10 protein-coding genes are annotated in these 12,061 nt (G+C 55.1%); 1 reads left to right on the top strand and 9 read right to left on the bottom strand.

Features of this window, described 5'->3' with window-relative positions; all coding sequences use genetic code 11:
* Positions 1–62: 62 nt before the first annotated feature.
* The 6 genes from ACQQZ8_RS06735 to leuC form a co-directional block, all read right to left on the bottom strand.
* Positions 63–1,184, bottom strand: coding sequence for a D-alanine--D-alanine ligase family protein (locus ACQQZ8_RS06735; RefSeq protein WP_431711891.1), 1,122 nt, complete (start codon positions 1,182–1,184; stop codon positions 63–65).
* Positions 1,181–2,218 carry an NAD(P)H-dependent glycerol-3-phosphate dehydrogenase gene (locus ACQQZ8_RS06730; RefSeq protein ID WP_431711890.1) on the bottom strand — a complete coding sequence of 346 codons (1,038 nt, stop codon included), beginning with the start codon at positions 2,216–2,218 and terminating at the stop codon, positions 1,181–1,183. Before ACQQZ8_RS06730 ends, ACQQZ8_RS06735 begins: the two co-directional genes overlap by 4 nt.
* 22 nt (positions 2,219–2,240) lie before the next feature.
* The gene (locus ACQQZ8_RS06725; RefSeq protein ID WP_431711889.1) at positions 2,241–3,023 is read right to left on the bottom strand and encodes a lysophospholipid acyltransferase family protein; all 783 of its coding nucleotides are present in this window, start codon (positions 3,021–3,023) and stop codon (positions 2,241–2,243) included.
* 16 nt (positions 3,024–3,039) lie between these two features.
* Positions 3,040–4,359: a UDP-N-acetylglucosamine 1-carboxyvinyltransferase gene (gene murA / locus ACQQZ8_RS06720; RefSeq protein WP_431711888.1), complete on the bottom strand. Its 1,320-nt coding sequence runs from the start codon at positions 4,357–4,359 to the stop codon at positions 3,040–3,042.
* 256 nt (positions 4,360–4,615) lie between these two features.
* Positions 4,616–5,221: a 3-isopropylmalate dehydratase small subunit gene (gene leuD, locus ACQQZ8_RS06715; RefSeq protein WP_431711887.1), complete on the bottom strand. Its 606-nt coding sequence runs from the start codon at positions 5,219–5,221 to the stop codon at positions 4,616–4,618.
* A gap of 15 nt (positions 5,222–5,236) precedes the next feature.
* Entirely contained in the window at positions 5,237–6,685 is a 1,449-nt protein-coding gene (gene leuC / locus ACQQZ8_RS06710; protein ID WP_431711886.1) for a 3-isopropylmalate dehydratase large subunit, read from the bottom strand.
* Between the two features lie 114 nt (positions 6,686–6,799).
* On the opposite strand from leuC, the gene ACQQZ8_RS06705 reads away from it, so the two are divergent.
* On the top strand, positions 6,800–7,540 hold the full coding sequence (locus ACQQZ8_RS06705; RefSeq protein ID WP_431711885.1) for an IclR family transcriptional regulator: 741 nt from the start codon (positions 6,800–6,802) through the stop codon (positions 7,538–7,540).
* A gap of 2 nt (positions 7,541–7,542) precedes the next feature.
* Here ACQQZ8_RS06705 and thiL read toward each other — a convergent pair whose 3' ends face one another.
* From thiL to ACQQZ8_RS06690, 3 genes are read right to left on the bottom strand one after another with little or no spacing between them, the layout of a single operon-like run.
* Complete coding sequence (thiL, locus tag ACQQZ8_RS06700) at positions 7,543–8,571, bottom strand: thiamine-phosphate kinase (protein ID WP_431711884.1); 1,029 nt, start codon at positions 8,569–8,571, stop codon at positions 7,543–7,545.
* 7 nt (positions 8,572–8,578) lie between these two features.
* Positions 8,579–10,222 (bottom strand): GTPase, encoded by a 1,644-nt coding sequence (locus tag ACQQZ8_RS06695; RefSeq protein ID WP_431711883.1) that lies wholly within the window; start codon positions 10,220–10,222, stop codon positions 8,579–8,581.
* Positions 10,219–11,985: a dynamin family protein gene (locus ACQQZ8_RS06690; protein WP_431711882.1), complete on the bottom strand. Its 1,767-nt coding sequence runs from the start codon at positions 11,983–11,985 to the stop codon at positions 10,219–10,221. Before ACQQZ8_RS06690 ends, ACQQZ8_RS06695 begins: the two co-directional genes overlap by 4 nt.
* Positions 11,986–12,061 lie beyond the last annotated feature (76 nt).

The raw sequence follows: 12,061 nt of genomic DNA, 5'->3' as shown, positions 1-12,061 counted from the left end.
TTATGAATATGAGCGTGGTATCGATATTAGAATATCGATACCACGCTCATATTTTTCGGATTCTAGCGAAGCCCAGTTGGACGCGCCAGAGCCAAGGAGATCAATTCCTGGATCAATTCTGGGTAGTCGATTCCGGACTTTTGCCACATATGTGGGTACATGCTCGTTGCGGTGAAGCCTGGCATGGTGTTGATTTCGTTGATGATCCATTCACCCTGCGGGGTGTAGAAGAAATCGACTCGGGAAAGACCTTCGGCGTTGACTGCGTCAAAAGCCTTCACCGCCAAATCTCGCAAGGTAGAGATGGCTTCTTCTGGTAGTGCGGCCGGGCAACTCAGTGTAGCTGCTGCACCATCAACGTACTTAGCTTCGAAGTCGTAGAAGTCATTCTCGGCGCTCTCCACCGCAATTTCACCTGGCAGCGATGCCCGGGCTGGCGCCGAACCGATGCCTTCGAGGACACCACATTCGATTTCGCGTCCTTCGATTCCTTGTTCCACGATCACTTTTGGATCTTCGCTGCGTGCCGTCTCGATGGCAGTGCGTAACTGTTCCGGGGTTCTGACCTTTGTGATTCCTACGGAAGATCCAGCACGTGCCGGCTTTACGAATAACGGGTATTCCAGCTTCTGGCATCGCGCTAGACAGGCTTCGGAGTCACGAACCCATTCCTTGTTGTTGATTACTACGTAGGGTCCTACTGCGAAACCGGCAGATTCGAAGACGACCTTCATGAAATGCTTGTCCATGCCAATGGCGCTGGCGGCAATGCCAGAGCCAACGTATGGGACGCCATTGATCTCTAATAACCCTTGAATGGACCCGTCTTCACCGAAAGGGCCGTGCAAAAGGGGAAACACTAAATCGATCTGACCCAAGTCAGTGATCTGCTCCCCGTTACGCGCAATCAAATGCGTGTGCTCGCCCCTATTGGATAGCGCCACGGACGTGGTTACTTCCTTGATTTGCGGTAAGGAACCACCTGAAAGGCTCCACTCGCGGGGGTTTTCTTCGACGAGTGTCCACTCCCCTTGAGTGGTAATTCCTACCGGAATGATCTCGAAACGCTCGGTGTTGATCGCTTGGATCACACCACCTGCAGTCACACAGGAAACCGAATGCTCGGAGGAACGTCCACCGAATAGCAGGACGATCCGCTGTTTGGCGTCCGATTTTTGAATCATGTCGCTAATTCTCCTTCAGCTTTCAATTCCCGCGACAGCAGGCGTTGAGCCATGTTCTCCACACTCAATGTGCCTTCCAGCACCATAACCACCGCTTCGGTAATGGGCATCTCAACCTCATGCGCTGATGCCAGCTCTAAGACCGCACGAGCCGATTTAATTCCTTCGGCGGTCTGTGACATCCGGTCATTGACTTCCTCGAGGAACAGTCCTTGGCCTAGCAGACGCCCAGCGGTATTATTTCGCGACAGTGATGAGGAACAGGTGGCTACCAAGTCGCCCAGTCCAGAAAGACCTGCCAGCGTCTCCATGCGTCCACCCAAGGCAAGAACCAGTCGCATAGTCTCAGCCAGTCCACGGGTGATTACCGAGGATTTAGTGTTGTCTCCGAAGCCAAGGCCATCACAGATACCAACGGCTAAGGCAATAACGTTCTTAACGACGCCGCCTAGCTCTACACCCAAGACATCATCATTCGTGTAGGGGCGGAAATAGGGGGCGGAGCACAACTGTGAAATCCAGCTGGCCGTTGCTTCATGGCTACAAGCCACCACGGAAGCCGTTGGTTGTTCGCGCGCAATTTCCATGGCTAGGTTAGGTCCAGACAGGACAGCAATTTGTTCGCTCGCAAACCCCGTTACCTCTGCGATGACTTCACTCATCCGCAGATCGGTTCCGCGCTCTAGGCCCTTCATCAGCGATAACAACACTGCGTTGGGTTCTAAGTACTGTGTCAGGTCTGTCAGCTCTTGACGCAGGGACTGCGCCGGGATCGCCAAAACCACCAGATCAGCGTCCGCCAACACCTGCGCCTTGTCATCCGAGGCACTGATATTCCGTGGAAGCTTGGTCTCACGCAAATAGCGCGAGTTAGTATGTCGTTCGGTTATTTCTGCCGCTGCATCCTTGCGGCGTGCCCAGATCATTACCGGGATACCCTGATCAACCACGGTGTCGGCAATCACTTTAGCGAAAGTTGTCCCCCAACTCCCGGCACCTATAACGGCGATCTTTCGTGGCAAAGCTTTTGTCACGGAACTATCTCCCTGAGCTGGATTAGTTTTTGTCTTCTGGAGTCGGTTTAGGCGCTTCGTAGCTAGATCCTGTGGCAGCCTGCCCGTGTTCGGCCGGATCCCAAAACGACGTTGGTGGAGTCTCACCGCGTAGTTCGGCCTGCAGAGCAGTGATTCGTCCCATGATTCGATCGGTGGCTTCCTGAAGCACACTACGTGTACGAGGTCCCTGACGCAGGTCATCTAAATTGACCTCTTCGCCAACAGTTACCACCACATGTTTGCGTGGAAAAAGGCTCATTTTCTTGCCATAGCGAGGCAGTAATTCCTGGTCACCCCAGTGCGCCATGGGCACTACCGGAGCACCAGTCTGCAAGGCTAGTCGCGCCGCACCGGTATGCCCCTTCATTGGCCAAAGGTTGGGGTCTCGGGTCAAGGTGCCCTCGGGATAGATCACAATGACGCCACCAGCATCTAATACTCGTTTAGCGGCGACTAGAGAATCCCCCGCGCTACTACTCTTGCGAGCTACCGGAACCTGACCAGTATTCTTCATAACCCAGCCAATGACCGGCGCGGTGAACAGAGACTCTTTAGCCAACCACCGTGGCAAGCGCCCGTGACTGTAAAGGGCATGACCGACCACCAACGGGTCGATCTTGGTTGTGTGATTAACACATAGGATGAATCCACCCTGAGGCAGAGTGTCAAAACCCTTCCAGGTTTTGCCAATCAAGGCGTTCATAGCTGGCCTGACAATGCCGGCCAGAACCGCGAAGACGGCCTTAGTCTTTCCCGATTCTTGTTCAATGGTGGATTCACCCACGAAGCGATGCTCCTCTTTACTCGCTAAATTCCACGTTCGCTCCGAGTGCGCGAAGCTTTTCGGTGAAGTGTTCATAGCCACGATTGATGATTTCGATACCAGTTACGGTACTGGTTCCCTCCGCTGCCAGGGCAGCGATTAGGTGTGAGAACCCGCCACGTAGATCAGGGATATCGATATTTGCCCCCTGCAGCTGGACCGGGCCAACGATCACGGCTGAATGCTTGAAGTTGCGGTGTCCGAAACGGCACGGAGTCGAACCCAGGCAATCGGTGTGGACCTGCACGGTGGCGCCCATGCGCTGCAAAGCCTCGGTGAACCCGAAACGGTTTTCATAGACCGTTTCGTGGATCACCGAAACGCCGCTGGCCTGTGTCAACGCGACCACGAGTGGCTGCTGCCAGTCGGTCATAAATCCAGGATGCACATCGGTTTCTAGGATCAGCGGATTCAAGTCACCACCTGGGTGATAGAAACGGATACCGTTGTGCTTCACCTCAAACTCGCCACCAATCTGACGATAGACATGAAGGAAAGCTGTCAGGTCGCGCTGCTGCGCATCCTGAACAAAAATATCGCCCTTCGTCACCAGCGCCGCTGAAGCCCAAGAAGCGGCTTCGTTGCGGTCAGGGAGCGCCACATGTTCGTACCCGCGTAGCTCCTCAACACCCTGAATCCGGATGATGCGGTCCCGGTGCACCGAGATGATGGCACCCATCTTTTGCAGAAGAGCAATCAGGTCGAGAATTTCGGGCTCGATCGCAGCGTTACGGACTTCGGTGACACCGCGTGCTCGCACTGCGGATAGCAATACTTGTTCGGTAGTCCCGACAGACGGGTAAGGAAGTTCCAGCTTCGCGCCGGTTAGTCCGTTGGGCGCAGAAATGCGGATGCCCTCTTCGCCCTTGTGGACTACGGCCCCAAATTCACGCAGTACGTCTAGATGGAAATCGATTGGTCGGTCACCAATGCGGCAGCCACCGAGGTCCGGGATAAAGGCTTGGCCAATCGAGTGGATGAGTGGGCCGCAAAACAGGATTGGAATACGTGAATCCCCGGCATGGGCATCGATCGCACGGTTTGACGCAGTCTTGGCATCAGCGGGATCCATGGTCAGATCCCCGGTGTCTTTATCTTGAGTTACGGTCACGCCGTGAAGCTCGAGCAGACTGCGAACCACCGAAACATCCTTGATTTCGGGTACATTACGCAGGATGGAGGGTGTGTTGCCCAAAAGTGCGGCAACCATTGCCTTTGGAACCAGATTCTTAGCTCCGCCGACACGTACGGTGCCAACCAATGGCACGCCACCATGGATCGTTAGGATCTTGCCCATGAATGAATAAACCTCATCACGTAGTTGAAAACGTCCACTACTTTCGTTTTTCGAAAGGGTATAGGACTTAGTAAGCATACCGCTAAGTACATAGCCCTTTGAGGTACAACTATGCGAACCACGGACAATATTTCAAGTTATCAGCGAACTCACACACAAGCCCGAGGTTGCGGGAAGATGTAGACAAAACTCTAGCGGTGATGGTTCCCACATAGGTTGGGTCCCATCACCGCCAGAGTTTAGTTCTTGATGGCTTCTAGTCCGCTGTCCGCGCTGGCAAGGTCAGTGGTTTGAAACTCGGGCGAGTATTCTCGTACTCAGAAATGTCTTCCTCGTGTTTCAAGGTCAGGCCAATATCGTCCAGCCCTTCCATCAAACGCCAGCGGGTGTAGTCATCAATTTCAAAAGGCGCAATCAGCGATCCACAGGTGACCGTACGGGACTCTAAGTTGACCGTGATTTCGGTTCCTGGATTGTTATCCAGCTCTTTCCAGATCAGCTCGATATCGTCCTGAGCTACTTGCGCTGCTACCAGACCCTGCTTTCCAGAGTTCCCGCGGAAAATATCGGCGAATCGGGAAGAGAGTACAGCTTTGAACCCGTAATCCTTCAACGCCCACACTGCGTGTTCACGTGATGACCCGGTCCCAAAGTCCGGACCTGCCACCAGTACTGATCCCTTGGAGAAGGGTTCCTTGTTGAGGATGAAGTTCTCATCCTTGCGCCAACCGGCGAACAGGGCATCTTCGAACCCGGTGCGGGTAATCCGCTTGAGGTAAACGGCCGGAATGATTTGGTCGGTGTCTACGTTGCTAGAACGAAGCGGAACACCGATTCCGGTATGGGTGACAAACTTTTCCATCGAAATGTTCCCTTTCTAGACGGTGACTGGAGTCGAAGCTAGGTCGGATGGCGAAGACAGTGTTCCGCGGATGGCGGTCGCTGCGGCTACCAGCGGTGAGACTAGGTGTGTGCGTCCACCCTTGCCCTGGCGCCCTTCAAAGTTTCGGTTTGAGGTCGAGGCGCAGCGCTCCCCCTCGGCTAGTTGATCCGGGTTCATGCCCAAGCACATGGAACAACCGGCAAAGCGCCATTCAGCACCGAATTCTTTGAATACTTGATCCAGTCCTTCCGCTTCAGCCTCCAGCCGGACGCGAGCGGAGCCTGGAACAACGATCATCCGAACTTGCGGATCCTTTTCGCGGCCTTTAATGATCTCTGCTGCAGCTCGCAAGTCCTCCATTCGGGAGTTCGTGCAGGAGCCAAGAAAGACGGTATCCACACGGATATCTTTCATCGGGGTTCCGGCTTCCAATCCCATATAGGACAGGGCGCGTTCACAGGCTTGGCGGTCGTTTTCATCCTGGAAGTCCTCCGGATGCGGCACACTTTGCGATAATGAGATTCCCTGACCGGGGTTGGTGCCCCAAGTCACGAAGGGCTCCAACTCGTCAGCGTTCAAGAATACTTCGGCATCGAAAGTTGCGTTTTCGTCCGTGTGCAAGGTTTTCCAGTATTCAACTGCTGCATCCCATTGCTCTCCGGCAGGAGCATGTGGGCGTCCCTTGACGTACTCGAAGGTGGTCTCGTCCGGGGCGATCATTCCTGCACGAGCGCCGGCCTCGATGGACATATTGCAAATAGTCATGCGTGCGTCCATGGACAAGGAACGAATCGCCGAGCCGCGGTACTCCAAGACGTATCCCTGACCGCCACCGGTACCAATCTTGGCAATAACCGCAAGAATAATGTCCTTGGAAGTAACCCCGGGCTTCAGGGTGCCTTCAACATTGATGGCCATGGTCTTAAACGGTTTGAGGCTCAAAGACTGAGTTGCCATGACGTGTTCCACTTCGGAGGTACCGATGCCGAACGCCAAGGCGCCGAATGCGCCGTGAGTGGAGGTGTGCGAGTCGCCACAAACCACAGTCATACCTGGTTGTGTCAGGCCTAGTTGGGGTCCAACAACGTGGACGATCCCCTGTTCCTTGTCACCCAAGGAGTGCAGACGGACCCCGAATTCTTTGCAGTTATCGCGCAGCGTGTGAATCTGGGTGCGGCTGGTCAAATCCGCGATTGGCTTATCAATATCAAGGGTTGGGGTGTTGTGATCCTCAGTGGCGATCGTCAGATCGGGACGGCGCAGTTTGCGGCCGGCCAGACGCAGACCCTCGAAAGCCTGGGGGCTGGTGACCTCGTGAAGTAGGTGTAGGTCAATGTAAATCAAGTCCGGCTGACGGGCAGCGCCTTCGCCTTCACCCTTTCGCACCACGTGGGCGTTCCAGACCTTCTCTGCCAGTGTCATAGGAACCTGCTGCGCAGACATTGAGACACACTCCTTCAATAAGTACTTTCTACACCTCTAAGTGTGCCACGCTCAGAGAAGTGATTTCCAATATGCGGACTTGAATCTCAAATAATGAGATGAGAGGATTTGTTCATGACGATTAGTAGCGGGGTAGGTGTCTTAGACAAGGCAGCTGCCATTCTAAATGCATTAGAGCATGGCCCCACCTCACTGGCTCAGCTAGTAGAGATCACCGGCATCTCAAGGCCGACTGTTCACCGTTTGGCTCAATCCTTGGTCGTCCACGGACTAGTCGGGCGGGACATGCATGGCCGTTTTGAACTGGGAAATCGCTTGGTTGAACTTGCTGGAGCAGCCGGCGAGGACCGAATCGTGACAACTGCTGGCCCGCTCTTGATCAAGCTGCGCGATCTGACCGGCGAAAGCACGCAGGTGTTCCGTAAGCAGGGTGATCACCGTATCTGTATCGCCAGCGCCGAACGTCCGGTGGGTCTTCGCGATACCATCCCGGTGGGCACCCAACTATCTATGAAAGCAGGGTCCGCCGCTCAGGTTCTTTTGGCTTGGGAAGATAATGAGCGGATGATCGATGGGCTGCGTAACGCGCGTTTCACGCCAACCATTCTGGCCGGGGTGCGCCGACGCGGCTGGGCTCAATCGCTGGGAGAACGTGAGCCGGGAGTTGCTTCGGTATCGGCTCCGGTGCGCGGCCAATCAGGGCGTGTTATTGCAGCCCTTTCGATGTCGGGTCCGATTGAGCGTTTAACCCGGCAGCCAGGAAAGATCCATCACGAAGCGGTGGTCCGAACCGCTGATGAACTTTCCGATCTATTGCGCGCGCAGAACGATCCTAACGCCTCGCTCAGTCGTTAGGCTCAACGATTAACTGAGGCGAAATGGTCGAATCCTTGGGATTCGGCCATTTTTTCTCCGTCAATGTAGACAGCCGGGCAACCGTTGCGCATAGCAATCGTTTTACCGATGATGACAAACTCTTCTGGGACCGCTGCCTCATCTGGGAAGGTGGCTAATATCCCGAAATCTTCGCCACCGTAGAGCACCCACTGCAATGGTTCGATACCCAAAAGCTCGGCGGCCGGCTCTAAACGTTCGGTAAATTCTCCGAGGACTGCAGAATCAATCTCAATGGCTACTCCGCTTGCCACGGCCAAGCGTCCGGCATCAATAATCAAACCGTCAGAGAGATCGAGCATGGCACTGGCTCCGGCCTGCGCAGCTCGAGGCCCGGATTCCAGCGGCGGGACTGGTCGGCACTGCGAGGCAATCAGTCGACGCATCGAGCGTCCCCAATGCTGCTGCGATTCAGGGTGCTCCAATAGTGCCAAGCCTGCTGCGGACATCCCCACCCGTCCTGCCACAGCAACTACCTGTTCGGCTTGTGCTCCCGAACGCAGGACCTTATGTTCCTTCACTTCGCCCAAGACGGTGGTGGTTACCGAGATTTCGGTTGACAAGCTCAAATCTCCACCCAATATTGGGGGAACTGAACTGCTCAGGCTCTTGAGTGCTTGGGCAACACCATCCGCAAATCCTTTAATCCAAGATTCTGTGGTGTTCCCCGGCAGCGAAAGGGAAATCACCACACCGGTTGTGCGTCCACCCATGGCATTGATATCTGAGAGATTTTGCGCCATGGATTTCCAGCCAATATCGAAGGCATGGTGCTGCCACCCGCTGGGCCACCGCAGCCGAAAATCCTGATTCTCCACGATCGTATCCACGGATACGAGCACCTCACCGGTGTTCACCGCTAGAGCCCCGGCATCATCTCCCGGGCCAAGATTCGGGCTGCTACTGCTCAAAATGGGCAGAATGACTTGAAGAATTCCGTTCTCGCCCAGTTCAGAAATGGTTCGGTCGGAAGTCTGATCGCTGTGAGTCACTCGAAACCTATTGCACTCTCTTTGCTGCTTGGCGTATCAGCCCGGCATAGGTGTTGTAACGATCCACATGTCCCCGAGTAGGATCAACAACTTCTTGCCGCACCACGTACGCCACCGATTTATTTAGGTTCCCCATTGCCTTCTTGCGCTTGATTTTAGCGATAAGCCGATTAAAAATCGACCCACCGATCCCCAATACAATCCCGGTCAGGACGCCTATCACCAGTAATAGCGTGGGATAAGCAATACCTTCTATTCTAGGGGGTTCGGGAAGTGAAAATTGCAGGAAGCCAGCCAAGGCAAGCGCGGCGAGCCAAGCCCCGCCGGCCAGAGCGACGAGAAGGCTGAACCACTGCAGAAATTTGATCAATGGCCACCACCAGGAACGTTTGTCGACGCCAAGTTTGGTTGAAGCGATGGCTTGATCGACCGGTCCCGCCAAAGTTTGTGACACGTCGCGGAATCTATCCTTTAGCGGGTTTGCCCATGACGCAGGAAGGTCTTGCACCGCCGTTGCGACATAGCGGTCTACGGCTTGTTCCACCTGTGCTGATTCAGCCGCCGAGAGTTCAGGGCGAGAGGTCAAAGATAGTTCAACAGGTTTGTCGTTTCTGCCCAAATTCATGCGCTTGAGCGGGTCGTTACGTAACCGGGTGAGCCATGTGGTTAGCGGCCATCCGGTATTGCGCGCTGCCCGCAGGCGGTAGGAGGTAGCGACCACATCGGCTATTCGTTCAGTTCCGTGTGCTCGACCGACCTCTCGCTCAAGATTTTGCTGATGCTCTTTGGCAGGTGGTTTGATATCGGAGGCCGGTAACTTTGCACTCCAGGAGGTAGCCAAAGCATCGATGTCGTTGCGCACCCGTTGAACGGCTAATTCGTGGCGGCGCATCACAGCAAGGATTTGCCCGCGGATCTGCTCAATCCCTTCACCGGTACGTGCAGAACTGAGAATTACCGGTACCTCATCAAGCCCCTCGGCTTTGAGTAAGGCTTCCAAAGAACTAAGCACCGCGGGACGATCGGTCGGTGCTACCGTGTCAATCTGGTTCAGCACAACGAGCAAGTTACTGGATTGGGCACTGAGGGTAGATAAGTATCCGTGGTGGATTGAGGCATCAGCATATTTTTGCGGGTCAAGTACCCAAATCAGAAAATCTACCTGTCCCGCGAGCTTCTGCGCGATCGCGTGGTGTTCTATAGCGGTGGAATCCATGTCCGGAAGATCCAGCAAGAGTAGACCGCTGGTATGCGCAGCTCGGCGGCTACTGGTTGAACCGGACAAAGGTTTGCGCACCGTATAACGCTCGGTGACATTGAGCCAGTCGAGGAGCTCGGAAGCATCCTCTGGGTCCCAGATGGCTGCCACAGGGGACTTGGTCGTTGGTCGGACTACCCCAGTACGCGCAATCTCTTCACCTGCCAACGCGTTGAACAAACTCGATTTTCCGCTACCTGTGGCACCGAATAAGCCAATCACTGTGTGGTCGGTAGACAGTTTTCGGCGTTCTTCCGCCCGGTGAAGGATTGCGCCGGCGCGTTCAAGGTCCTGCTGTTCGGTGTAGGGCGCGGAAATTTCGAACGCCTGCGTTAGCAACTCGATTTGTTCGGTGACCTTTGACGCCGCACGAGCACGTTGACGTTCGCTCACTTTGCGTTCCCCCCTACGGCTAGTCCTCGGATGTGGGCATCGAGTTCAGCTGTGACACTAGCACTCAGCGCTTGGGAGGTGACCTGCGTATAGATCCACTTATTTTCGTTGATAAGCCCTTGGCAGTGGTCCCGAAGCATGCTGCTGGCCCGCTGAGTCATTCGCCGCACAGCATCTTCTCCGAAGATTGCTTCGAGGAGTTTTTGTCCTACGACTGCTGACCCGCCAGCGATCCCGATTTCCAAACCAGTGAGTCCGGCGGTGGACGCGAAAACTAGAACCATCAAAGCGACTGCAATCCCGTTCACACCGAATGCGGCTATGCGGGCAGTCTTGCGCTTACCAGCCCCCTCGGTGCGGATCATCTCCAGAACGTCTTTTTGCCATGCGCGAATCACTTCGGAGGCGCGGTCGGAAAGGTTTGTTGCTGGGCGGGGTGCCTGTGTCTCCAGGAGCAACTCGGTTCCAAGTGCGGTTGCGATCCATTGCCGGTCCACGTCCTGACAGGCCTTGGTAATTTCGTTGACCAAAACGGTGTGCAGTCCACTTTCGATCGCGCTCTCCACCCGATGGGTTGCTGGCGGCTTGCCACTGAAGAACCCAGCAACCTTATCGCGCACGCGTCCGATAGTTCCCTCGATACCCCGCATCAGTTCACCAGCACCAACGAAGTCTTGCCAGCGCGCCAAGATTTCTCCGCGGAGTAAAGAACCGTCACTGAGCGCTTCAAGGGTGTTCTCTACAGCCACCCCAAACCGCCGGACAGTTCCTTCTTCAAGGTCACGAAGAAATGCGTCTTGGTTGGCGGCGGCATCTTGTAGCTGATTCAGGTCGACTGCCAGCTGTTCCAGTGCACCGCGGAGCGTCTGTGCCGCAACACGCTGACGTTCCGCGCTATCTGCCCCCAGCTGTTCCAACCAACCTCGTAATTCGGTGAGTTCGCTCGTGGGGATGAGTCTATCTGTCGTGAGTTCGGATTCGTGGACAATGTGCAACAAGGCTGGATCCAACGCCTTGGACTCCATCATGTTTTCGAGATCGGGACGGATCTGTTCGGCGGCCCCTTCGGGGACCCTGTTGAGAACCACGCTCACTGTCACTGCCCGCTCCCCTGCCTTCTCCAAGAGTTTCCAGGGCACAGCGTCCGAGTACCGATTAGCGGTGGTGACAAAGATCCACAGATCGGCAGCGTTCAAAAGTTGCTGGGACAATGCCCGGTTGTCCTCCGACACCGAATCAATGTCTGGGGCATCTAGAATTGCCAAGCCCACAGGCACTCCTGGGTGAGCGACAAGTAACACCGCATCGGTGCGTTGAAGTGCTTCCCCTGATTCGAATCCGCTGCCGTGAAGACGCGATAGGCCGGATAGAACACGGGTAGTTGAGAACCAGTCAGCCTCATCCGGATGATGAATCAACACCGGGGTGCGCGTGGTTGGGCGCACAACGCCCACCCAGGTAACTGTTTCCCCCAGTAATGAATTCACTAGGGTTGATTTGCCTGCTCCTGTTGAGCCACCGACAACCGTCAAGAGCGGTGCCTGAGCATCAGCGGAGCGCGGAAGCAAATAATCATTGATTTGGTTGATCAGCTGGACGCGCAAGGTTTCCGGGTCTTCTTGATCACTGGAGTGACCGTGGATCAGAACCATACGCTGTAAGATCGTTGCCAGCGTTTCAAGAGTATGCCCTAATGCGCTAACAGCAGGAGAGATCTCAGACTGCCGCCCCGCAGGCTGAGCCGGTCGTTGATTAGGATCCATAGTGTCCATCTTGCCCGATAGACGGTCGCAGGCAAGCAGGTACACGCACATAGATATGCAAAAAGCCACGGAAACC

This window comes from Glutamicibacter uratoxydans, from assembly GCF_050753455.1.
Classification (GTDB): Bacteria; Actinomycetota; Actinomycetes; order Actinomycetales; family Micrococcaceae; genus Glutamicibacter; species Glutamicibacter uratoxydans_A.
The sequence above is the reverse complement of the archived record's forward strand: the minus strand, read 5'-3'. Positions and strand labels throughout refer to the sequence as shown.